This window comes from Sphingosinicellaceae bacterium (genome assembly GCA_019285715.1).
Classification (GTDB): Bacteria; Pseudomonadota; Alphaproteobacteria; order Sphingomonadales; family Sphingomonadaceae; genus Glacieibacterium.
This window is the reverse complement of sequence record CP079108.1, coordinates 3697381-3719337: the sequence shown is the minus strand read 5'-3', so window position 1 is coordinate 3719337 and position 21957 is coordinate 3697381. Positions and strand designations below refer to the sequence as shown.

20 protein-coding genes are annotated in these 21957 nt (G+C 68.9%); 11 read left to right on the top strand and 9 right to left on the bottom strand.

Going from position 1 to position 21957, the window contains the following annotated elements; all coding sequences use genetic code 11:
* Positions 1-29 precede the first annotated feature (29 nt).
* Positions 30-1085: a cupin domain-containing protein gene (locus KX816_17135; GenBank protein QXQ08640.1), complete on the top strand. Its 1056-nt coding sequence runs from the start codon at positions 30-32 to the stop codon at positions 1083-1085.
* 12 nt (positions 1086-1097) lie between these two features.
* Here KX816_17135 and KX816_17130 read toward each other — a convergent pair whose 3' ends face one another.
* Positions 1098-1493 carry a RidA family protein gene (locus KX816_17130; protein QXQ05910.1) on the bottom strand — a complete coding sequence of 132 codons (396 nt, stop codon included), beginning with the start codon at positions 1491-1493 and terminating at the stop codon, positions 1098-1100.
* Complete coding sequence (locus tag KX816_17125) at positions 1490-3832, bottom strand: FAD-dependent monooxygenase (protein QXQ05909.1); 2343 nt, start codon at positions 3830-3832, stop codon at positions 1490-1492. The genes KX816_17130 and KX816_17125 overlap by 4 nt, the downstream gene beginning before the upstream one ends.
* An 88-nt stretch (positions 3833-3920) precedes the next feature.
* Between KX816_17125 and KX816_17120 the strand changes: the two genes are divergently transcribed.
* Genes KX816_17120 through KX816_17100 form a run of 5 tightly spaced genes read left to right on the top strand, consistent with a single transcriptional unit; the run spans position 3921 to position 7583 of the window.
* Positions 3921-4694 carry an SDR family NAD(P)-dependent oxidoreductase gene (locus tag KX816_17120; GenBank protein QXQ05908.1) on the top strand — a complete coding sequence of 258 codons (774 nt, stop codon included), beginning with the start codon at positions 3921-3923 and terminating at the stop codon, positions 4692-4694.
* Positions 4694-5185 carry a MarR family transcriptional regulator gene (locus KX816_17115; GenBank protein ID QXQ05907.1) on the top strand — a complete coding sequence of 164 codons (492 nt, stop codon included), beginning with the start codon at positions 4694-4696 and terminating at the stop codon, positions 5183-5185. Before KX816_17120 ends, KX816_17115 begins: the two co-directional genes overlap by 1 nt.
* Positions 5182-6000, top strand: a complete 819-nt coding sequence (locus tag KX816_17110) for an enoyl-CoA hydratase family protein (protein QXQ05906.1) — start codon at positions 5182-5184, stop codon at positions 5998-6000. The genes KX816_17115 and KX816_17110 overlap by 4 nt, the downstream gene beginning before the upstream one ends.
* A complete protein-coding gene (locus KX816_17105) occupies positions 6000-7163 on the top strand; it encodes an acyl-CoA dehydrogenase family protein (protein QXQ05905.1) in 1164 nt (387 codons plus the stop codon). Before KX816_17110 ends, KX816_17105 begins: the two co-directional genes overlap by 1 nt.
* Positions 7164-7583, top strand: a complete 420-nt coding sequence (locus tag KX816_17100; GenBank protein ID QXQ05904.1) for an acyl-CoA thioesterase — start codon at positions 7164-7166, stop codon at positions 7581-7583.
* A gap of 439 nt (positions 7584-8022) precedes the next feature.
* On the opposite strand, the gene KX816_17095 is transcribed toward KX816_17100, so the two are convergent.
* Positions 8023-8970 (bottom strand): transposase, encoded by a 948-nt coding sequence (locus KX816_17095; GenBank protein QXQ05903.1) that lies wholly within the window; start codon positions 8968-8970, stop codon positions 8023-8025.
* 219 nt (positions 8971-9189) lie between these two features.
* Between KX816_17095 and KX816_17090 the strand changes: the two genes are divergently transcribed.
* Positions 9190-9471: a hypothetical protein gene (locus KX816_17090; GenBank protein ID QXQ05902.1), complete on the top strand. Its 282-nt coding sequence runs from the start codon at positions 9190-9192 to the stop codon at positions 9469-9471.
* A gap of 115 nt (positions 9472-9586) precedes the next feature.
* Here KX816_17090 and KX816_17085 read toward each other — a convergent pair whose 3' ends face one another.
* Both KX816_17085 and KX816_17080 read right to left on the bottom strand, forming a co-directional pair.
* Positions 9587-10570: an ornithine cyclodeaminase family protein gene (locus KX816_17085; protein QXQ05901.1), complete on the bottom strand. Its 984-nt coding sequence runs from the start codon at positions 10568-10570 to the stop codon at positions 9587-9589.
* Positions 10570-11727 carry an aminotransferase class V-fold PLP-dependent enzyme gene (locus KX816_17080; GenBank protein ID QXQ08639.1) on the bottom strand — a complete coding sequence of 386 codons (1158 nt, stop codon included), beginning with the start codon at positions 11725-11727 and terminating at the stop codon, positions 10570-10572. The genes KX816_17085 and KX816_17080 overlap by 1 nt, the downstream gene beginning before the upstream one ends.
* Before the next feature lie 47 nt (positions 11728-11774).
* Here KX816_17080 and KX816_17075 point away from each other — a divergent pair, with 47 nt between their 5' ends.
* Positions 11775-12740 carry a pyridoxal-phosphate dependent enzyme gene (locus KX816_17075; protein ID QXQ05900.1) on the top strand — a complete coding sequence of 322 codons (966 nt, stop codon included), beginning with the start codon at positions 11775-11777 and terminating at the stop codon, positions 12738-12740.
* Here the strand turns inward: KX816_17075 and KX816_17070 are convergent.
* Positions 12717-14102 (bottom strand): amino acid permease, encoded by a 1386-nt coding sequence (locus tag KX816_17070; protein QXQ05899.1) that lies wholly within the window; start codon positions 14100-14102, stop codon positions 12717-12719. The genes KX816_17075 and KX816_17070 overlap by 24 nt on opposite strands.
* 124 nt (positions 14103-14226) lie before the next feature.
* The gene (locus KX816_17065) at positions 14227-15969 is read right to left on the bottom strand and encodes a D-aminoacylase (GenBank protein ID QXQ05898.1); all 1743 of its coding nucleotides are present in this window, start codon (positions 15967-15969) and stop codon (positions 14227-14229) included.
* A 103-nt stretch (positions 15970-16072) separates the two neighbouring features.
* Between KX816_17065 and tyrS the strand changes: the two genes are divergently transcribed.
* The gene (tyrS, locus tag KX816_17060; GenBank protein ID QXQ05897.1) at positions 16073-17284 is read left to right on the top strand and encodes a tyrosine--tRNA ligase; all 1212 of its coding nucleotides are present in this window, start codon (positions 16073-16075) and stop codon (positions 17282-17284) included.
* Between the two features lie 13 nt (positions 17285-17297).
* Positions 17298-17786: a DNA-deoxyinosine glycosylase gene (locus tag KX816_17055; protein ID QXQ05896.1), complete on the top strand. Its 489-nt coding sequence runs from the start codon at positions 17298-17300 to the stop codon at positions 17784-17786.
* On the opposite strand, the gene KX816_17050 is transcribed toward KX816_17055, so the two are convergent.
* Positions 17783-18289, bottom strand: a complete 507-nt coding sequence (locus KX816_17050) for a sel1 repeat family protein (protein QXQ05895.1) — start codon at positions 18287-18289, stop codon at positions 17783-17785. The genes KX816_17055 and KX816_17050 overlap by 4 nt on opposite strands.
* A 21-nt stretch (positions 18290-18310) precedes the next feature.
* Positions 18311-20374, bottom strand: coding sequence for an ATP-dependent DNA helicase RecG (gene recG / locus KX816_17045; GenBank protein ID QXQ05894.1), 2064 nt, complete (start codon positions 20372-20374; stop codon positions 18311-18313).
* 120 nt (positions 20375-20494) lie between these two features.
* On the opposite strand from recG, the gene KX816_17040 reads away from it, so the two are divergent.
* On the top strand, positions 20495-21940 hold the full coding sequence (locus KX816_17040; protein ID QXQ05893.1) for a CHAD domain-containing protein: 1446 nt from the start codon (positions 20495-20497) through the stop codon (positions 21938-21940).
* The last annotated feature ends 17 nt before the right edge of the window (positions 21941-21957 follow it).

Below are 21957 nucleotides of genomic sequence, written 5' to 3'. Positions count from 1 at the left end.
CGTCGATATCGCGGAATGGTGAGATGGACATGGACGAACCTGTCGTTGCCGGAACCAAGCCCTGCCTGGTCGCACTCGTCGAAGGCCAGCGGTACCTGTGGTGCACCTGCGGGTTGAGCAAAGAGCAGCCCTTCTGCGACAATTCGCACGTCGGGACGAAGTTCAAGCCGCTGATGTTCAAGGCGCAGGAGACCGACGAGGAATTGCTCTGCGCCTGCAAGCGGACGATGAGCGGGCCTTATTGCGACGGCGCGCACAACAGCCTGTCGGCGAGCTACGGTGCACCGATGGAAGACGACGCCTCCGACGCAGCATTGGTGGCGATGACCGACAACGCCGACGGCGCGGGCCGGGCGGCGCTCGATGCCAACTGCTTCGTCATACGGCCCAAGGCGGCGGCGACGCTTCGGGAGGGCGGGCTCGCGCTCTACCAAGTGATCGGGCCGGCAGACGGGGCCAAGCGCCTCAGCCAGTTCAGCGGTACAGTTGCGACGGGAGTCGCGCCGATCGTGTGCTTCGCCTCCGCAGACACCGTGATCTACGTCATCGAGGGTTTCGGCGAGATCGAGATCGGCGACCGGCGTTTTGAACTGCCGCCCGAAAGCGGTGCCTATGTCCGCACCGGCGAGGCGTTCCGGATCACCGCAGCGGTTCCGATGCGGCTCAACCTCACGGTCTGCCCGCTCGGCCCCCAGCCCGAAATCCTCACCGAGATGCCGTCAACGTTCGATGCCAGCGTAGCCGTACGGGTGGAGGCGGTCGATCCCTCCAAGCGCGCGGCGATGGCCGACCGCTATTACCAGGTCCTCGTCGACGGCGAGACGCAAGGCACCGAGGTCACGCAGTTCATCGGGCATATCCCGCAGTCACGCGCCGCCCACCATCGCCATCTCTACGAGGAGACGATCACTATCCTGTCGGGCGAGGGCATCATGTGGACCGATGCGACAAAGACCGCGATTGCAGCCGGCGACACGATCTTCCTGCCGCGCAAGCAGTCGCATTCGGTCGAGTGCACCAGCCCCGAGGGCATGAACCTGATCGGGGTGTTCTACCCGTCGATGTCGCCCGCGATCAATTACTGAGGGGGTACAGCGCTAGACTCCGACGACCGCCGTCGCCTCGATCTCGACGAGGGCGGCGGCTTCCATGAGCCCCGTCACCTGCACCACCGCCATTGCCGGGTAATGCCCGCCGAACGCCGCGCGGTAGGCGGCGCCGATCGCCTTGACCTCGGCGAGATAAGCCTCGCGGCTGGTGATGTACCATGTCAGCTTGACGACATCGGCGGGGACCGCGCCACCCTCGGCCAGGATCGCGACGATGTTCGCGAAGGCGAGCGCGCATTGGGCGGCCAGCCCCTCGGCAAAGCGGCCCTCGGCGTCCCAGCCGACGACGCCGGCGGTGACGACGAGGCGGCCGGTCGCCGCCATCCCGTTGGCATAACCCTTGGGGACCGGCCAGCCGTCTGGCAGCAGTGCGCGCGCGCTCATCGTTTAGCCCCGCTCGTGATTTTCGCTTTGACCTGAAGGTCGCGCTGCTTGTCACGGGCCTTCTCGGTTTCCCGCATCAATTGCGCCGCTCCGGCCATGTATGGCGGCGCGACCGCGACGGCGCGCTTGCCGTACCAGGCCGCGGCTCGGGTCGCGAAGAACGGGTCGACCAGATGCGGCCGCCCGAGCGCGACCAGATCGGCCCGGCGGCACGCGATGATGGTGTTGATCTGCCCCGGCTCGGTGATCGCACCGACGCACATCGTCGCGACCCCGACCTCGTTGCGGACGGCCTCGGAGAACGGCACCTGGTACATGCGACCATAGACCGGCGATTGGTCCGGCACGGTCTGCCCCGACGACATGCTGATTAGGTCGCAGCCGGCGTCGTGGAAGGCGCGCGCCACGGCGAGCAGGTCGGTCTCGCTCATGCCGCCGTCGAGCCAGTCACTGCCCGACAGACGGACCGACATCGGCTTCGCCGCCGGCCACGCCGCGCGCATCGCCGCGAACACCTCGAGCGGGAAGCGCAGCCGGTTGGCGAGGCTGCCGCCATAGTTGTCGGTACGCTGGTTGGTCAGGGGCGACAGGAAGCTGGCGAGCAGATAGCCGTGCGCGGCGTGCATCTCGAGCAGGTCGAAGCCGGCCCGGTCGGCGCGCTGGGTGGCAGCGATGAAATCGGCGACGACGGCGTCCATGCCGGCGCGGTCGAGCTCGGCGGGCACCTGGCTCTCGCCCGGGAACCACGGCAGCGGCGATGCCGACACCAGGGGCCAGTTCAGCGCCGGGTCGGCGATCGGGTGGTCGGCCTCCTCCCAGCCGAGTTGCGTCGACGCCTTGCGCCCGGCGTGACCGAGCTGCATCGCCATCTTGGCCGGGCCGTTGGCGTGGGCGAAGTCGGTGATGCGGCGCCATGCCGCTTCCTGCTCGTCGTTCCACAGACCGGGGCAGCCGAGCGTGATCCGCGCCTCGGGCGAGGTGCAGGTCATCTCTACATAAACCAGCCCGGCCCCGCCGACGGCGCGCGCGCCGTAGTGCATCAGGTGCCAGTCGCCGGGCACGCCATCGACCGCGCGGTACTGCGCCATCGGAGCGACGACGACGCGGTTGGGGATGACGAGGTCGCGTAGCTTGAACGACGTGAACATCGGCGTCGGGCGCTTCTTGCCGAGGTCGATGCCGGTGTCCGCGGCGTAGCTCCGGTAGAAGTCGTCCTCGACGGCTTCGAGGAAGGCGGGGTCGCGCAGTTCGAGATTGTCCCAGGTGATCGACTTGGCGCGCGACATCACCATCATTGCGAATTGTACCGGCGGCATGTCCCACGAGCGCGCGATATGCTCGAACCAGGCCAGCGATACGCCGGCATTGTGCTGGGTGACCTCGATCGCCGTGGCGCGGTTCTCGCGGTAGGCGGCGAAGGCACCCTGGACGTCGCGCTCGCCGTGCTCGAGCAGGGCGTCTGACAGCGCGATCGCGCTCTCCATCGCCAGCTTGGTGCCTGAACCGATCGAGAAGTGCGCGGTTGCCATCGAATCGCCGAGCAGGACGATCTTGCCGTAGCTCCAGTTGGTGCATGAAATGGTTGGAAAGTTACGCCAAAGCGAGCGATTCACGAGTAATGGGTGACCCTCAAGTTCCTCGGCGAAGATGCCCTCGAGGACCCGGGCAGCGGCGTGCTCGTCGAGCGTGTCGAAGCCGTGGCCGGCCCAGCATTCGGGCGTCGTCTCGATCACCCAGGTCGAGTGCGCGGCTTCGTACTGGTAGCAGTGGGCGACGATGATGCCGTGCGGGGTCTCGCGGAAAAAGTACGTGAAATCAGAGAGTTGGCGGGTCGATCCCATCCAGGTGAACTTGTTGCGCATGTAGGCGATGCGTGGCCCGAAGTGATCGGAATGGGCGTCGCGGATGCGGCTGTTGATGCCGTCTGCGGCGACGATCACGTCGGAACTTGCGAAGCGGGTTTCCACCGCCGCCGGGTCGATGACCTCGCCGAAGTGGACCTCGACCCCCACTGCCTCGGCGCGCGCCTGCAGGATCTGCAGCAGCTTGAGCCGCGCACAGCCCGCGAAACCGTTGCCGCCGCAGCGGATGTCGTGGCCTTTGTAGCGGACGCGGATGTCGTCCCAGTAGGCGAAGGCGTCGGCGATCATCTCGTAGGACTCGGGATCGCGGCTGAGGAACTCGCCCAGCGTCTCGTCCGAGAACACCACGCCGAACCCGAAGGTGTCGTCGGCGCGATTCTGCTCGAACAGCTCGACCGTCCAGTCGGGCCTGGCTTTCTTGGTCAGGATGGCGAGATAGAAGCCGCCCGGGCCGCCACCGACGATGCTGATGCGCAAAAGACTGCCCCCTGGTGCTGGTCGTGGCTTTGCAAGCTAGTGGATCGCGGCTAACGTTTCAAACCTAAAGCGTTTGGGAAGGCATGCAATGACCGGGAACGCCCAGCTCTCGGGCACGCACGCGCTGGTCACCGGCGGCGGCACCGGCATCGGGGCTGCGATCGCGCGCACGTTGGCCGCGGCCGGCGCCACCGTCACTATCGTCGGGCGGCGGGCCGGGCTGCTCGATAGCGTTGCGGCGGACCATGCGCAAATCACTGGGATTGCAGGGGACATCACCGATCCCGACGGCGTTGCGGCGATTGTCGCGGCGGCACGCGAGCGCTCGGGCCCGGTCTCGATCCTCGTCAACAACGCCGGCGCGGCGGAAAGCGCGGCATTCGAGCGCATCGATCTCGGCCACTGGCGTCGCATGATGGCGATCAATCTCGACGCGGTGTTCATGATGACGCAGGCCCTGATTCCCGACCTGCGGGCGGCCGCTGCCGGGCGCGTCGTCACCGTCGCCAGCACCGCCGGGGTCAAGGGCTACGCCTTCACCGCCGCCTATACTGCCGCGAAGCACGGTGCGGTCGGGCTGACCCGCGCGCTCGCCGTCGAGCTGGCGAAGACGCGGATCACCGTCAACGCGGTCTGCCCGGGCTTCACCGACACGCCGATCGCCGAGCGCTCGATCGCGAACATCGTCGCCAAGACCGGGCGCGACGCCGAAACCGCCCGCGCCAACCTCGCGGCGTTCAACCCGCAGGGCCGCCTGATCGACCCGCAGGAGATCGCCGATGCCGTGCTATGGCTCTGCCTGCCCGGCAGCGGTTCGGTCACCGGGCAGACGATCAACATAGCGGGCGGGGAAGTGAACTGATGGCATCGGCGATGCGTGAGAAACACGACGGCGCGCTGGGGCGCTCGTCGAACGTCCGGTTATGGCTCAGGCTGCTGAGCTGCACGATGGTCATCGAGAAGCAGGTCCGCCGCGGCTTCAGCGCCCGCTTCGACACGACGCTGCCGCGTTTCGACGTGCTCGCTGCGCTCGACCGGCACCCCGACGGCATGACGCTCGGCGCGCTGTCGAGCTCGCTGCTCGTCTCGAACGGCAACGTCACCGCGCTGATCCAGAAGCTGGTTGCCGACGGCCATGTCAGCCTCGAGCCGTCGCCCGCCGACCGCCGCGCCAGCGTCGCCCGGCTGACGCGCGCGGGCCAGACCTACTTCGACGAGCTCGCCGAAGCGCACCACGGCTGGATCGACGCCATGCTGGCGGGCATCTCGCCCGACCAGCGCGACCTGATGTTCGACCTGCTCGGCGCGATGAAGGTGTCGATCGCCCACGCCAATGTTGAGGAGATGCCATGACCGGCTTCAACCCCGAGACCTACGTCCCCACCCACTTCCGCTGGAGCCTCGAGGCCGGCGTCGCGACGGTGACGCTCAACCGCCCCGAGCTCAAGAACCCGCTGACCTTCGAGAGCTATGCCGAGCTCCGCGACCTGTTCCGCGCGCTGGTCTATGCGCGCAGCGTCAAGGCGGTGGTGCTGACCGGCGCTGGCGGCAACTTCAGCTCGGGCGGCAACGTCCACGATATCATCGGACCGCTGACCCGCATGGCGATGCCCGAGCTGCTCGACTTCACCCGGATGACCGGCGACCTCGTCAAGGCGATGCGGGGCTGCCCGCAGCCGATCGTCGCCGCGCTCGACGGCATCTGCGTCGGTGCGGGCGCGATCCTCGCGATGGCGTCGGACATCCGCCTCGCGACGCCCGCGACCAAGACCGCCTTCCTGTTCACCCGCGTCGGGCTGTCGGGGTGCGACATGGGCGCGTGCGCGATCCTGCCCCGCATCATCGGCCAGGGCCGGGCGTCCGACCTGCTGTTCAGCGGCCGCATGATGACCGCGGACGAGGGCGAGCGCTGGGGCTTCCACAACCGCATCGTCGACGCCGCCGCCCTGCTCGGCGAGGCGCAGGCCTATGCCGCGATGCTCGCCGCCGGGCCGAACTTCGCGCACGGCATCACCAAGACCCAGCTCAACACCGAGTGGGCGGTCAGCCTCGACGTCGCCATCGAGATGGAGGCGCAGGCGCAGGCGATCTGCATGCAGACCAAGGACTTCACCCGCGCCTTCGAGGCCTTCGTCGACAAGCGCACCCCGGTGTTCGAGGGAAACTGATGCCCGACCGCAGCTTCCTCGAGTGGCCGTTTCTCGGCGACGACCACCGGCGTCTTGCCGACGACCTCGATGCCTGGTGCGTCCGCGAACTGGACGGGCTGGCGCACGACGAGGCCGACGTCGACCGCGAGTGCCGCCACCTGCTCGGACTGCTCGGGGCGGGCGGCTGGCTGCGCTACGCGGTCCCGGCCAGCCACGGCGGCGTCCACGACAGCCTCGACGTCCGCAGCCTGTCGCTGATCCGCGAGACGCTGGCCCGCCACTCCGGCCTCGCCGACTTCGTCTTCGCCATGCAGGGCCTCGGCTCGGGCACGATCAGCCTGTTCGGCACCCCGGCGCAGCAGGCGGCGTACCTGCCCGGCGTCGCCAGCGGCAAGACCATGGCGGCGTTCGCGCTGACCGAGCTCGACAGCGGCTCCGACGTCGCCAACATGACCACCTCGGCGACGCGGACCGCGGACGGCTGGCGCATCGACGGCGCCAAGACCTACATCTCGAACGGCGGCATCGCGGACTATTACATCCTGTTCGCGCGCACCGGCGAGGCCCCCGGCGCCAAGGGCATCTCGGCGTTCATCGTGCCCGCGACCACGCCGGGCCTGGTCATCGCCGAGCGTATCCGGGTGATCGCGCCGCACCCGCTGGCGACGCTGCGCTTCGACGGCATGACGCTGCCGGAGGATGCGCTGCTCGGCGAGGCCGGCCGCGGCTTCACCCACGCGATGGCGACGCTCGACATCTTCCGGACCACGGTCGGTGCGGCGGCGCTCGGTTTCGCCCGGCGGGCACTCGACGAGGCGACGACACGCGCCCAGTCGCGGCGGCTGCAGGGCAAGACCTTGGCCGACAACCCGGTCATCCAGTCGATGCTCGCCGAGATGGCGGTCGACGTCGATGCCGCCGCGCTGCTGATCTACCGTGCCGGCTGGACCCGCGACGTCATGGGCCGCCGCAACAGCCGCGAGGCGGCGATGGCCAAATTGTACGCCACCGACCACGCGCAGTCGGTCATCGACAAGGCGGTCCAGATCCACGGCGGCCTCGGCGTCGTCCACGGCGTGCCGGTCGAGAGCCTGTACCGCGAGGTCCGGGCGCTGCGCATCTATGAGGGCGCCAGCGAGGTCCAGAAGATCGTCATCGCCCGCGCCCTGCTGGCCGGCTGAATGGCCTTCACGGTCACGCTGCCGGTGCGCTTCGGCGACTGCGACGCCGCCGGGATCGGCTATTACCCGCGGCTGCTGGCGCTGGTCGATGCGGGCATCGAGGACTGGACCGCGGCGACGCTGGGCATCGACCGCGCCACGCTCCACGGCGAGCAGCGGCGGGGGCTGCCGACGATCACCCTGACCACCGAGTTCAAGGTGGCGTGCCGGATGGGCGAGCTGCTGACGCTGGGGGTGCGGCTGAAGCGGGTCGGGACGAGTTCGATCGAGCTGGAGGTTGCGGCCACGGTCGACGGTGCGCCGCGGTTCACGGTCGCGCTGGTGCAGGCGCTGATCGACACGTCGACCGGCCGCGCGGTGGCCTGGCCCGAGGACTGGCGCACCCGCCTGCAGGCGGTGGCGAAGGCCGACGCCGCGTAGAGCGAGACCGGTAACAACCGCCACTGAGCAGCCGCAAATTTGAACGAGAGTTGTCAGAGTTTACACCCTCGAGACTTTTGCAATTCCTGGGCCAGGGTTGGATCGGCGATGAGAAAGAACAGCGACGATGAGGCAAGCGTGGCTACATTGTACCAGATGTGCGATGTGTAGGACAGTGCTGACACACGCCGCTGGCCAGAGCGGACGGACGTGGTCGCATTTCCATTGCGTTTACTTCAATCGCTTGTCGTCATCCCGCCCGAATGTAGGCCCATTTCCTGGTTGTTGGCGATCATAGAGCCTGCAAGTCTAGAGGCGGGGACGACCGCTTACGCCCACTTGCAGACAACCAGCCAGCGTGAGACACCAAGCTATGCGGGTCAGCGTGTATCAAGGCGAGATGCCAGTCGGAACAGCCGTTCTAGAGTATCCGTTGTGATCAAGCGGATTTCGGTGTCCAGTTTCTGCCTGTTTTGAGCAGCGAGTTTGCCAGGATGACGAGCTTACGCATGACCGCTGTGATGGCTACTTTCGGCGGTTTTCCGGCAGCAACGAGAGCCTTATATTTAGCCTTCATGTCGGCGTTGAACCGGGTGGCGACGAGCGCGGGCATGTAAAGCGCGTGTCGCAGCTGGGCTCGTCCGCCCCGGATATGACGCTTGCCGCGGTGCTGCCCGCTGTCGCGGGCGATTGGTGCGAGGCCGGCCAGCGACGCGACCTGCTTGCTGTCGAGCGTTCCGAGTTCGGGCATTTCGATGAGCATGGCGATCGCCGTAGTCTCGCCGATACCGGGAATGGAGACGAGAACCTCGAAGCGCGTTGCAAGGTCCGGCTCGCGGGACAGGCTGGCTTTCAGCTCGGCGTCGATCGCGGCGATCTGCCGGTCGATCTGGGCAAGCCGCTGCGCGGCGTGGCGTTTCAAAAGCCGCGAGCGACAAACATGCTCGCGGTTCTTTGCAGCGGTCCGGTCCTTGACCAGGCCGAGCCTGGCAACCTGCAACTCCTTCATATCGTCGAGGATCTCGCTGACGATTGGCCGCGACGGCAGCTCGAGCAAGGCACCCATGCGTGCCAGCATCGCGGCGTCGACTGCATCGGTCTTGGCGTTGCAGCCGATTGCCTCGGCAAAGCGCCGGGCCTGGCGCGGGTTGACCTTGGCAAGCGGCAAGCCGGCACTACCGAGCCGGCGCTCGAAGTTGTGGTGGTAGCGTCCGGTCGGCTCGAAGACGACGCGGGCGATGCGACGATCTGCAAGCCAGCCCAGCAAGGCCTTGAGGCCTTTGGCATCATTGGTGAACTGGCGGGCTGTGCCCGCCGGGTGCAAGTGAACGTCGAGCGTCGCTTTGCAGATATCGACGCCGACATTCTGAGCTATACTGGTCTCCATCTTTTCCAGGTCCTCTGCTTGTCATGCGGGCCCACAAGCCCACGTATCCGTTCAGGCCACAGGAAAAGAGAAGGGCGATCAAACTCTAGCTCGGTCCATGACGACCAGCATTTTTACGATCCGTCCCTTCCCGCCACCGGCGAGTTTGCGGCTCGTCGGCGGCGGCCTATCTTCGCAGAAAGGCCGGAGTCTTCATAAGACAAGCATTTGGACCCTCCTATGGGTGTCGCATTCGGCGCGTTTTTGCCTTCCGATCAATACAACTCCGACGCTCATGCAAACGTGATCGATGGCGAATATTTGGGGGATAGAGGCGAGTCATTGACTGCTATCGATGACCAGCATTCCACGCTTGAGACCGCATCGATTGCAATTGAAGATTATGGTGATCTCGGGCGGCAGTTGACATTATTCTTCAGGGACGGGGAAAGTTTTGCTGCCCTGTTTGCCGTGCACCCGGATTATCGGGCGTATTATCCGCACCTTGATAACGGCGGCTAACCACCAGACCCGGACGTTCGCCGACGTCTTTGTATCGAGACAATCCCGTGGACCTGGCGTGATTCATACCCGCGTGCGCGCGGATGCCAATCCAGGTTGCATGACGGCCCCTCCCCTAGAAGTCGACGCGCTGTCCTACCCCCTGCTCACGCGCCCTTGCGGTGACGAAATGTGCGGCGGCGAGGTCCTGTGCCGCAATTCCGAGCGACTTGTAGATTGTCACGTCGCCCGGTGAGGTGCGGCCCGCGACCGAGCCGTTGGCGACCTCGCCGATCTCGCCGCGAATGTGCGCGGGCGTGATCGCGCCTGCCGCCAGCGCGCGGAGGTACTCGCCCGCCTCGTTCACCGTCGACAGCCGCAGGTCGACGAAATACCGGGCGCGCGCGACCAGCGGGATGTCGGCTTCGGCGGCGCTCGCAATGCTGGAGCCGACGAGGTTGATGTGGGCGCCGTCGGCGACATCGGTCGAGAGCAGGATCGGCTCGGCGGCCTTGCTGACGGTGCAGATCAGGTCGGCGCCCTGGACGGCGTCGGCAACGTTAGTGCAGGCCTCGATGGTGATGCCGTGGCGCTCGCCCTCGCTGTCGGCGAACGCCTGCGCGCTTTCGGCGCGGCGCGACCAGATGCGGACACGGCGCACCGGGCGCACCGCGCGCATCGCCGCGAGGTGGCTGCGCGCCTGCTCGCCCGAACCGAGGATGGCGAGGTCGCATGCCTCGGGGCGCGCCAGCAGGTCGGTCGCCAGTCCACTGGCGGCGGCGGTGCGGATCGCGGTGATCTCGCCGGCGTCGAGGAAGGCGACCGGGCGGCCGTGGTCGGTCTCGAACAGCAGCACGACGCCGAGGTGCGACGAGTATTCGGTGCCGATGTTGCGGGGCGTCAGGCTGACGATCTTGACGCCGTAGCACTCGGGCTCGCCGAGATAGCCGCCCATGTTGCCCATCATGCCGCGGTCGCCGGGCATCCGGACGACGCTGCGCAGCGGGATCGCGGCGCGCCCCTCCGCGACCGCGATCATGGTGGTGCGCATCAGCGCGATGCAGTCGGCCATCGGCAGCAGGGCCCGAACCTCGTCAGCCTTGAGGACGACGATCTGCATCAGGCAATTCCCTGCGGTGCGAACGCGGCCTTGAGCCCGGACATTGCGGTGATGAAGGCCTCGATGTCGCTGTCGTCGTTGTAGAAGTGGAAGGCGGCGCGGAGGTTCGCGTCGCGGTGCGAGGTGATGATGCCGCGCGCGAACAGGGCGGCGTCGAGGCCGGCGCTGTCGCGGGACGGGACCGCGATCATCGCACCGCGCCGGGCGTCGTCGCGGGGCGTCACGGCGGGCCAGCCGATGTCGGAAAGCCGGTCCATGCAGCGGCCCGAGAGGTCGCGGACCCGGGCCTCGATGGCGTCGGTCCCGACCTCGGCGACGATCGCCAGCGCGGCCTCGGCGGCGTAGCAGGCGACGACCGGGGGCGAGCCGGCCTCGAAGCGGCGGGCGCTCGGCGACGGGTAGTTGCCGGTGACGTCCATCGCGCCGATGTCGGCCTGCGCGAACCAGCCCGAATTGGTCGGCACCAGCGTCCGCGCCAGCGTGCCGCGGACATACAGGAAGCCGATCCCGGCGGTCGCAAGCAGGTATTTGTACATGCCGCCGACCGCGAAATCGACGCCGAGTGCGCCGGCGTCGACGGTCATCGACCCGACCGACTGGTAGCAGTCGAGCAACGCCAGCGCCCCGCGCTCGCGGGCGACGGCGGCAATGGCACCGGCATCGAGGCGGGCGCCGTTGCGGAAGCAGACATGGGTCATCGCGACCAATTTGGTGCGCTCGTCGATGACCGCGGCGAAGCGCTCGACCGGGATCGTGCCGTCGGGGTCGGCGGCGATCTGGACCACTCGCGCGCCGCGCGGCACCTGCGCATGCCAGACCTGGGCGTTGGTCGGGAACTCGAGTGTGGTGGTGACGACGGTGTCGCGCGGCCCGGTGAAGTCGAGGGCGCTGGCGACGGCGTTCAGCCCGGCGGTGGTCGACGTGGTGACTGCGACCTCGTCGGGGTCGGCGCGGAGGATGCCGGCGACGGCGCGCCGCACCGCCTCGTTCTTGGCGACCCAGACGTCCCAGTTCGCGCCGACCTCGAGCCGGTCGTCGAGGTAGCGCCCGAATGCGGCGCGCACCGAGTCGGCCAACGCCGCGTAGGAGCCGCTGTTGAGGTAGGTTTTTTCGGCGAGCAGCGGGAAGCGGCTGCGCAGCGCGGCGAAATCGGGCATCGTCGCTTCGGGGATCGTCAATTTCGTAACTCCAAAGGGGCGCGCCGATGTTCGACGTCAGGCCGGTCGAGATGGCCGCAATCGAGGTCGCCCGTACGCGGCTGGCGGGGCTGGCGGTAAGGACGCCGATCGTCGCGGCGAACCCTGCGGACGGGCGTGAGGTCTGGCTCAAGCTGGAAAACCTGCAGCCGATCGGCTCGTTCAAGGTGCGCCCGATCGGCAACGTCGTGTTGTCCCGCGAGCGTCATGAGGCCGGTGGCATTTGGACGTCGAGCTCGGGCAACAGCGCGCTCGGGGTGGCCTGGATGGCGCGCCGGCTCGGGTTGCGCGCGACGACCGTGGTCCCCGACAACGCCCCGGAGGCCAAGCTTGCCGGCCTGCGCGCGCTCGGGGCCGAGATCATCGTGCTGCCCTATGCCGAGTGGTGGACGGTCATCGAGACCGGCACGCTCGCGGGGCTCAGCGGCCAGTATGTCGACGCGGTGCGTGACCCGGCGGCACTGGCGGGCGACGGCACCATCGGGCTGGAGATCGCCGAGGATTGCGGCGCGCTCGACGCGGTGTTCGTGCCGTTCGGCGGCGGCGGGCTGGCCAGCGGCATCGCCTGCGCCCTCCGCGCGCTGCGCCCCGGCGTCCGCATCGTCGCCTGCGAGCTTGACACCGCCCAGCCGATGCGCGCCGCGATGGCGGCCGGGCACCCGGTCACGGTCGAGGCCGCGCCGGGCTTCGTCAGCGGCGTCGGCTACGGCTTCGTGCTGCCCGAGATGTGGCCTTTGGTGTCGGCGATGATCGACGAGGTCGTGACCGTCAGCCTCGACCAGGTCCGGCTGGCGATCCGCCACCTCGCGATGTCGAGCCACGTCGTTGCCGAGGGTGCGGGCGCGGTTTCGGTCGCCGCCGCGCTGTTCGGCGACCATGGTCATGCGCGGGTCTGCGCGGTCGTCTCGGGTGGCAACCTCGACGCCGCGACGCTCGCCGACATCCTCACGTCAAAGGGCCGCGGCGACGGCTGAGTGGCGACGCTTCCAGAAGAAGTATGCGGCCGTGATGAACAGCATCCACGGGACCCCGACGATCCACGAGATATTCCAGAAGCTGGTGTCGAGGCCCATCGTGATCAGGATCGCGGCGAGCAGCATCAGCCCCGCGATCTGCATGTACGGGAAGAACGGCATCCGCACCGGCAGGGTCGCGGGGTCGTGGTGGCGGCGGAAGCTGAGGTGGCTGGTGAGGATGGTCATCCACACCACGATCGCCCCGAACAAGGCGATGCCGAACAGATAATTATAGGCGAGCGGGGTCACCACCGACAGCGCTGCGGTCGCCAGGATGCTGCCGCCCGACACCAGGATCGCCGCCACCGGCGCACCGCTCGGGCTGAGGCGGCCGAGGAAGGCGGGCGCATAGGTGCCGCGCGACAGCGAGAACAGCATCCGCGAGCACAAATAGATGTTCGTGTTCATGCTCGACAGCGCGGCGCTGATGACGACGAAGTTCATGATTCCGGCGGCGTGGCGAATGCCGCTGTGCGCGAAGATCCGCACGAACGGGCTCTGGGTGATGACCTTCGCGCCGGTCTCGGTCCACGGCACGAAGCTGACGACGATCGCCAGCGCCAGCACGTAGAACAGGATCAGGCGGATCGCCATGGTGCGCAGTGCTGCCGGGATGGTGGTGCGCGGGTCGGCGGTCTCGCCCGAGGTGACGGCGATGACCTCGATGCCGTTGAACGAGAAGATGCCGATGATGACGCCCATCCAGACGCCGCTCCAGCCGTTGGGCATGAAGCCGCCGGGCAGCCCGGTCAAATTGGCAGTGCCGGTCGCTGGCTGGCCGATGCCGAGAATGGTCGAGGCACCAAGGATGATGAAGCCAACGATGGCGACGACCTTGATCAGTGCGAACCAGTATTCGATCGTCCCGAAATTATTGACCGAGCGCGAATTGAAATACAGCAGGATCGCAGCAAAGCCGACCGACCACATCCAGACCGGGACGTCGGGAAACCAGAAGGTCATGTAGAGTCCGGCCGCGACCGCCTCGCCGCCGACCGCGATGACCTGCGCCAGCCAGTAGGTGTAGCGCACCATGAACCCCGCCCACGGGTTGAGGTAGGTCTCGGCATAGACCCCGAACGACCCCGCGCTCGGGTGGACGACCGCCATTTCGGACAGGCTGAGCACCATCACCACGGCGGCGAACCCGGCGATCAGGTAGCTGAGGATCACCGCCGGCCCGGCGTAGCCAATGGCGATGCCGCTGCCGAGGAACAGCCCGGTGCCGATCGCGCCGCCCATCCCGATCATGGTGATCTGGGCCTTGCTCAGCGATTGGTGCAGCCCGCGTTCCTGGGCGACGGTGTCGATCTCGTCCATTGAGCCCCCCGACGACGCGGTCCCGACCGCCCGTACAGGAAAGCTTTAAGCGCAAAGCATTCGCGTCGCCAGCGTGATACGGCGCGACGAGGCGATGAAGCGGCCTATGGCAGAGGCTGCCGCTTTACTCCGCCGCGATCGCCATCGCCGGAGCCGCCTGTGGCCCGCGGATCAAGCCACCCGGCCGCGCGCCGGTCGGCACGCCGTCGCGGAACGTCACCACGCCCGACTTGATCGTCAGGGCATAGCCGTCGGCCTTCTGCAGCAGGCGCTTGCCACCCGCGGGCAGGTCGAACGCCATCCACGGCTTGCCGAGCTTCAGCCGCGCGAAGTCGATGACGTTGAGGTCGGCGAGGTAGCCAGGCGCGAGGACGCCGCGGTCGTCGAGGCCGTACAGCCGCGCGGTGTCGCTGCACTGGCGCTTGATCGCCTGCTCGACAGGGATGCTGCCGCGTGACCGGTCCCGCGCCCAATGCTGGAGCAGGAAGGTCGGCGAGGCGGCGTCGCAGATCGTGCCGCAATGCGCGCCGCCATCCGACAGCGAGATCACCGTGTCGTCGCGCTCCAGCAGCCCCTTCACGAAGTCGAGGTTGCCGTCGGCGTAGTTGAGGATCGGGAAGTAGATGAAGCCGGTGCCGTCGTCGGCCATCAGCAGGTCGTAGGCGTGCTCGGCCCCGGACTTGCCAGCGGCGGCGGCCTGCGCGGCGACGGTCTCGGCCTGCGTCGGCTCGTAGTTGAATTCGTCCCCCATCGCGTAGTGGAGGTGGTGGCCGAGCGCGACCGCGTAGAGCAGTTCGATGACGTCCGACTGCGGGAAGACGTTGTCCTCGGCGAGCAGCCGCGCCTTGAACGCCGGGTCCTTGAGGCGGGCCAGCTGCTCGGCCCAGGGCAGGGTCTCGATCTCGACCCACGCCGGCTTGAAGCGGAACGGGTGCACGGTGCCGCGCCATGCCATCAGGATACCGGTGCCGCGCAACGCGATCTGGGCGACGATGTTGGCGCCCCTGGCGTTCCAGTCCTTGGTCGCCGCCATCTGCTCGACCCAGGTCATTTCCTTGGCGATCGACTGGAGCATCGCATAGGTCACCGGCATGCCGGTCTCGCGGCTGAGCTCGCCCATCCAGCCGAACTCGTCCCACTCGTAGCGCAGGTCGGACGCCATCTCGAAGACGCCGTGGCCGACCCGGCCCATGGCACGGCCGATGCCGATCAGCTCCTCCTTGGTCGCGGTGGTGCCGGGGACCAGTACGCCATCGACCGACTTGTGAAGCACCGTGCGCGACGTCGAGAAGCCGAGCGCACCGGCGCGCAGGCCTTCCTCGACGATCGCCGACATGCGCGCGATCTCGTGCTCGGTCGGGGCCTCGTTGTTGGCCCCGCGCTCGCCCATGACGTAGGCGCGCACCGCACCGTGGGGCACGTGCGTGCCGACATCGACGGTGCGCGGCAGACGCTCGAGCTCGTCGAGATATTCGGGGAAGGTCTCCCAGTTCCAGCTCATGCCCTCGGCGAGCGCGGTGCCCGGAATGTCCTCGACGCCCTCCATCAGGCCGATCAGCCAATTGTGCTTGTCGGGCTTGGCGGGTGCGAAGCCGACGCCGCAATTGCCCATCACCACCGAGGTCACGCCGTGCCACGCGCTCGGCCCCATCTCGCCGTCCCAGGTTGCCTGGCCGTCGTAGTGGGTGTGGATATCGACGAAGCCGGGGGTGACCAGTTTGCCGGTGGCGTCGATCTCCTCGCGACCGGGCGCGCTGACCGTGCCGACGACGCTGATCCGGCCCTTGTCGATCGCGACATCGCCCGCGAAGGGCGCTCGCCCTGTCCCGTCGACGACCGTGCCGCCGCGAATCACCATGTCGTGCATCGTTCTCTCCCCAGAGACTTGAGCGGAGCCTAGCACGGGCTTTTCGGCGTGGGGAGTGGCGCGGCTTCACAGGGCAGGCGCGCTGGCCTAATCGGGCGGCATCATGACCTACGCCTCAGGCTTCCTCCGCACGCTCGACGAGCGCGGCTTCATCCACCAGGTCACCGACGCCGCCGCGCTCGACGCGGCCGCGGTCGGGGGCGTCGTGACGGCGTACGTCGGCTACGACTGCACCGCGCCGTCTCTCCACATCGGCAACCTCGTGTCGATCATGATGCTGCGCCACCTCCAGCAGACCGGTCACCGCCCGATCGTGCTGATGGGCGGCGGCACCACCAAGGTCGGTGACCCGAGCGGCAAGGACGAGGGGCGGCAGCTGCTCGACGACGCGCGCATCGAGGCCAACAAGGCCAGCATCCGCCGCATCTTCGAGCGCTTCCTCGACTTCGACGGACCCAACGCCGCGATCATGACGGACAATGCCGACTGGCTCGACGGGCTGGCGTACATCCCGTTCCTGCGCGACATCGGGCGGCATTTCTCGGTCAACCGGATGCTCAGCTTCGACAGCGTCAAGCTCCGCCTCGACCGCGAGCAGCCGCTGAGCTTTCTCGAGTTCAACTACATGATCCTGCAGGCCTACGACTTCCTCGAGTTGTCGCGGCGCGTCGGCTGCATGCTGCAGATGGGCGGCAGCGACCAGTGGGGTAACATCGTCAACGGCACCGACCTGATCCGACGGGTCGACGCCAAGCCCGCCTACGGCCTGACGACGCCGCTGATCACCACCGCCTCGGGCGCCAAGATGGGCAAGACCGCGAGCGGCGCGATCTGGCTGCACGAGGATTCGCTGCCGGCGTGGGATTACTGGCAGTTCTGGCGGAACACCGACGACGCCGATGTCGGGCGCTTCCTGAAGCTGTTCACCGACCTGCCGCTCGGGGAAATTGCGCGGCTGGAGGCGCTGGAGGGGGCCGAGATAAACGCCGCGAAGGTTGCGCTCGCCAATGCGGCGACAGCGCTGTGTCGTGGCCCCGAAGCGGCGGCGGCGGCGGCAGCGACCGCGCAGGCGACCTTCACCGGTGGCGGCGCGGGCGAGGATTTGCCGAGCTTCGCGGTCGGGGCGCCGGTCAGCATCCTCGACGCGCTGGTCGGGCTCAGCTTTGCCGCGTCGAAGGGCGAGGCGCGGCGGCTGGTGGCGGGCGGCGGCGCGCGCATCGACGGCGAGGCGGTGACCGACGAGGCGGCGCTGGCGGGCCCGGGCGCGCGCATCTCGGCGGGTAAGAAGCGCCACGGGGTGCTGGTCGCCGCGTGAGTCAGCCGACGCCGTGACCCTCAAGGCGTCGTTCGGGGCAGTCGCGGATGCGCGTACCCGCGTCCTGATCCTCGGCAGCCTGCCGGGCGAGCGCTCGCTGGCGGAGCGGCAGTATTATGCCCACCCGACCAACCGCTTCTGGGAACTGGCGGGGGCGGTGATCGAGCGCGACCTGCGCGCGCTGCCGTACCCGGAGCGGCTGGTGGCGCTGAACGCCGCCGGGGTCGGGCTGTGGGATTCGATCGCGACGGCGCGGCGCTCGGGCAGCCTCGACAGCGCGATCCGCGAGCACAGCGGCAACGACCTCGCTGGGCTGGTCGCGACCTTGCCCGACCTGCGCGCGATCGGCTTCAACGGTGGCACGTCGGCCAGGATCGGGCGGGGGCAACTGGCGGGATGCGCGGTCGCGATGGTCGATTTACCGTCGAGCAGTGCCGCCAACGCCGGGCAGAGCTTTGTGGCGAAGCGCGAGCGGTGGCTCGAGCTTCGTGCCTACCTCTAGAGGGCCAGCGTCGCCCACGGCCGCCACGCCAGCCGGCGGCGGTCGAGCTTGGCCAGCGTCGGCGCATCGAAACCGGGGGCGAGCCGCGCCGCGAGGAGTTTCGCCGCCGCCGCCGTCCGGTCGTCGCCGTGCGTCGCGGCCAGCCGGGCCCAGACCCACGCCGAGCCGGGGTCGCGCGCCACGCCCTCGCCGCGGGTGAAGGCCTCCGCGACCGCGAGTTGCGCGGGGGCGTAGCCCCGGTTGGCGGCGCGCAGCCACCACGTCGCGGCGGTCGCCAGGTCGCGGCGGGAGCCGTGCCCCTCCGACGTCATGACTCCCAGCATCGTCTCGGCGATCGCCGAGCCCTGGGCCGCCAGCCGCAGGAAATCGGCACGGGCGCGGCTGTAATCGCGGCGCGCATGCGCATCGAGGCCGTCGCTGAGCACTGCCATCGCCCACCGCGGCGGAGCGGCAAAGGCCGCAGCCGGAGCGGCGAGCAGCAGGATGATGAGGAGGCGGAGCACGGAAGGCGCGGACCTAGCCGCTCAGCCCGACCGCAACAAGCCCACGGCGGCATCGCGCTCGAACAGGTAGAGCAATTGGCGCGCCGCGCTCCCTCGTGGACTGTCGAGGCCGCCGTCGCGGTCGAGCAGGAGTTTCGCATCGTCGCGGGCGACGGCGAGATATGTCGCCATGCGCTCGGGGTCGGCGAGGTGGAACTCGGGCTCGCCGGACTGGCGGGTGCCCAGGATCTCGCCGGCGCCGCGCAGCTTGAGATCCGCCTCGGCGATGCGGAAGCCGTCGTTGGTCTCGCGCATCAGCTTGAGCCGGGCGGTTGCGGTGACCGTAAGGTTGTCACCGCGAAGCAGCAGGCACACCGACCGCGCCGCGCCGCGCCCGACCCGGCCGCGCAACTGGTGGAGCTGCGCCAGCCCGAAGCGCTCGGCCGCCTCGACGATCATCAGCGCGGCGGCGGGCACGTCGACCCCGACCTCGATCACCGTCGTCGCGACGAGCAGCGGCACCTGGCCGCTCGCGAACGCCGCCATCACCGCGTCCTTCTCGGGGCCCTTCATGCGGCCGTGGACGAGGCCGACGCGGGTCTCGCCGAAGCGCTTCCGCAAGTAGGCGGCGCGGGTTTCGGCGGCCGCGTCGTCGCCGAGCTCGTTCTCCTCCACGAAGGGGCAGACCCAGTACGCCTGCCCGCCGCCCTCGAGGTGGCGGCCGAGCCCGGCGACGACCTCGTCGAGGCGCTCGAAGGCGGTGACGCGGGTCTCGACCGGCGTGCGCCCGGGCGGCAGCTCGTCGATCGCCGACACGTCCATCTCGCCGTAGGCGGTCAGCGCCAGCGTGCGCGGGATCGGCGTCGCGGTCATCGCCAGCAGGTGCGGCGTGGTCCGGCCCTTGGCGCTGAGCGCGAGGCGCTGCGCGACCCCGAACTTGTGCTGCTCGTCGATCACCACCAGACCGAGGTCGTGGTAGCCGACGCCCTCCTGGAAGATCGCGTGGGTGCCGATCAGGATGTCGATCTCGCCCGCCGCGAGGCTCGCCAGCATGGCCTCGCGCGGCTTGGACTTGTCGCGCCCGGTCAGTACGGCGATGCGGACCGGCAGGGGGGCGAGCAGTTTCGTCAGGGTCGCGCAGTGTTGGCGCGCCAGAATCTCGGTCGGGGCGAGCATTGCCGCCTGCGCGCCGCTCTCGACCGCGGTCAGCATCGCCAGTGCCGCGACCAGAGTCTTGCCCGAGCCAACGTCGCCCTGCAGCAGCCTCAGCATCGGCGAGGCCTGCGCCATGTCGCCCGCGATTTCGGCGCTGACCCGGCGCTGGGCCGCGGTTAGCGGCCACGGCAGCGCGGCGGCCAGGGCCTCGGTCAGCCTGCCCGTTCCCGGCAGGGCGCGGCCGCGCCGCCGCCGCGTATCGGCACGGACCAGCAGCAGCGCGAGTTGGTTGGCGAGCAGTTCGTCGTACGCCAGCCGGTCGCGGGCCTCGGTGTCGAGCGCATGCGCTCGCACCACCGCCTCGCGCCACGCCGGCCAGCCGTACTTGGCCAGCACGCTCGGCTCGATCCACTCGGACAGTTCGGGCGCACGCTCGATCGCAGCCGCCGCAAGAGCGCCCATGCGCTTGTTGGTGACGCCCTCGGTCAGGCCGTACACCGGCTCCCGGGTCGGGATGGTGTCGGCCTTGTCCGGGGTGACGACGAAGTCCGGGTGGGCGATCTGCAGGGTCGCGTTGAAGCGCTCCAGCCGCCCGCTGACGACGCGCTTTTCGCCGAGCGGGAGCAGCTTCTTCGCGTACTCGCCGCCGCCGCCGAAGTAGGCGAGGGCGAGCCAGTTGCCGCCGCCGTCGCGTGCATTGACCTTGAACGGTCGCCGCAACGCCCCCGCCTCATAGGTCATCGGGGTGATCGCGACGGTCACGGTCCGGTCGACGTACATCTCGTCCACCGTGTCGAGGCGGACGCGCTCGATCGCCATCACGGGCAGATGGAAGATCAGGTCGACGGCGCGCGTCAGCTTCAGGCGCCCGAGCTGTCGCGCCAGCGTCGCCCCGACGCCCTTGACGGCAGTCAGCTCGACGAACAACGGATTGAGCAGGTCGGGCCGCATCGCCGTCGGTTAGCATGGCTCGCGCGGCCCTGCACCTCGCTCGCACTAGCGCTGCTGACGGGAACTGGCGGTACCGCCGAACCGTCTGTACGGTAACGAAAGATAAGGATGGTCCGGGTCTTGGAAGTCGAACTGAAGCTCGATCTCGACCCCGCCGATGTCGCGGCGGCCATTGCGTCGCCGCTATTCGACAGCGGTGCGCGTGCTACCGAACACCTCGACACCGTGTATTTCGATACTGCCGATCACGATCTGCGCGCCGCCGGGCTGTCGCTGCGGATCCGCCGGATCGGCGAGCGGCGCATCCTGACGGTGAAGGCCGAGGGCGCGGCCGTGGCCGGGTTGTTCGCGCGGCCCGAGTGGGAGCGCGACGTCGACGACACGCCGCCGACGCTGGGCGACCTGCCCGAGGAGTTCGCGACGCTCGGGCTGAGCGGCGACCTGGCTCCGGTGTTCCGTGCTGAGGTCGAGCGCACGACCATCGACGCGAGCCTCGCCGGGACTCGGATCGAGGTCAGCATCGACCGCGGCGAGCTCCAGCACGGCGCGCACGCGCTGCCGCTCTGCGAGCTCGAGATGGAGCTGCGCGAGGGCGGCGCGGCCCCGCTGTTCGGCCTGGCGCGCGAGCTCGATGCGCAGGTGCCGGTGCGGCTCGGCGTGATGTCGAAGTCGGAGCGTGGCTACCGGCTCGCCGAGCGCAACCATGGTGCCGTGAAGGCCCGAGCGCCGGTCTTGGCGAAGGCCATGACCGCTGGCGAGGCGTTCGCGCGGAGCGTGGCGGCGTGCATCCGCCAGTATCGGCTCAACGAGGACCTGCTGCGGACGGGTTCGCGCTCGGCGGGGGCACTGCACCAGGCGCGGATCGGGCTGCGGCGGCTGCGCTCGGCATTGTCGCTGTTTCGCCCGGTGGTCGCCGACGCGCGAGTCGAGGCGCTGGCGAGCGAGTTGCGCTGGCTCGCGGGCCGGCTCGGTGAGGCGCGCGATATCGACGTGCTGATCGGGCGCACCGAGCCTTCGGACCTGCTCGACCGGCTGCACGAGGCCCGTGACGACGCTTATGCCGGGATCGAGGCTACGCTGGCCTCGTCCCGGCCGCGCGCGCTGCTGCTCGACCTCGCCGAGTGGATCGAATGCGGGGTGTGGCGGTCGTGTCCGGAAACGTTGGCGGCGCGCGAGATGCCGGTGCTCGAGTTCGCTGCCGCCAGCCTGTCGCACGCCCGCAAGCGCCTGCAGCGGCGGGGCCGACGTCTCGCGCACCTGACCGACGAGCACCGGCACGAGGCGAGGATCGCCGCCAAGAAACTGCGCTACGCCAGCGAGTTCTTCACCTCGCTCTACGCGCCGCGCCGCAAGGCCCACGATCACAAGCGCTTCATCGACACGCTCGAGCGCCTGCAGAAGCGGCTCGGCGAGCTGAACGACGATGCCTCGGGGGTGGCGACGCTGGAGCGGCTCGGGTTGCCGCTGCCGGACGCCGTCGAGCCACCAGCCGGACGCGAGAAGCGGCTCGCCAAGGCCGCGGCGGCGCGCCACGCCGTCCTCGAGGCACCGCGCTTCTGGCGCTAGGACGCTCGCGACCCGCG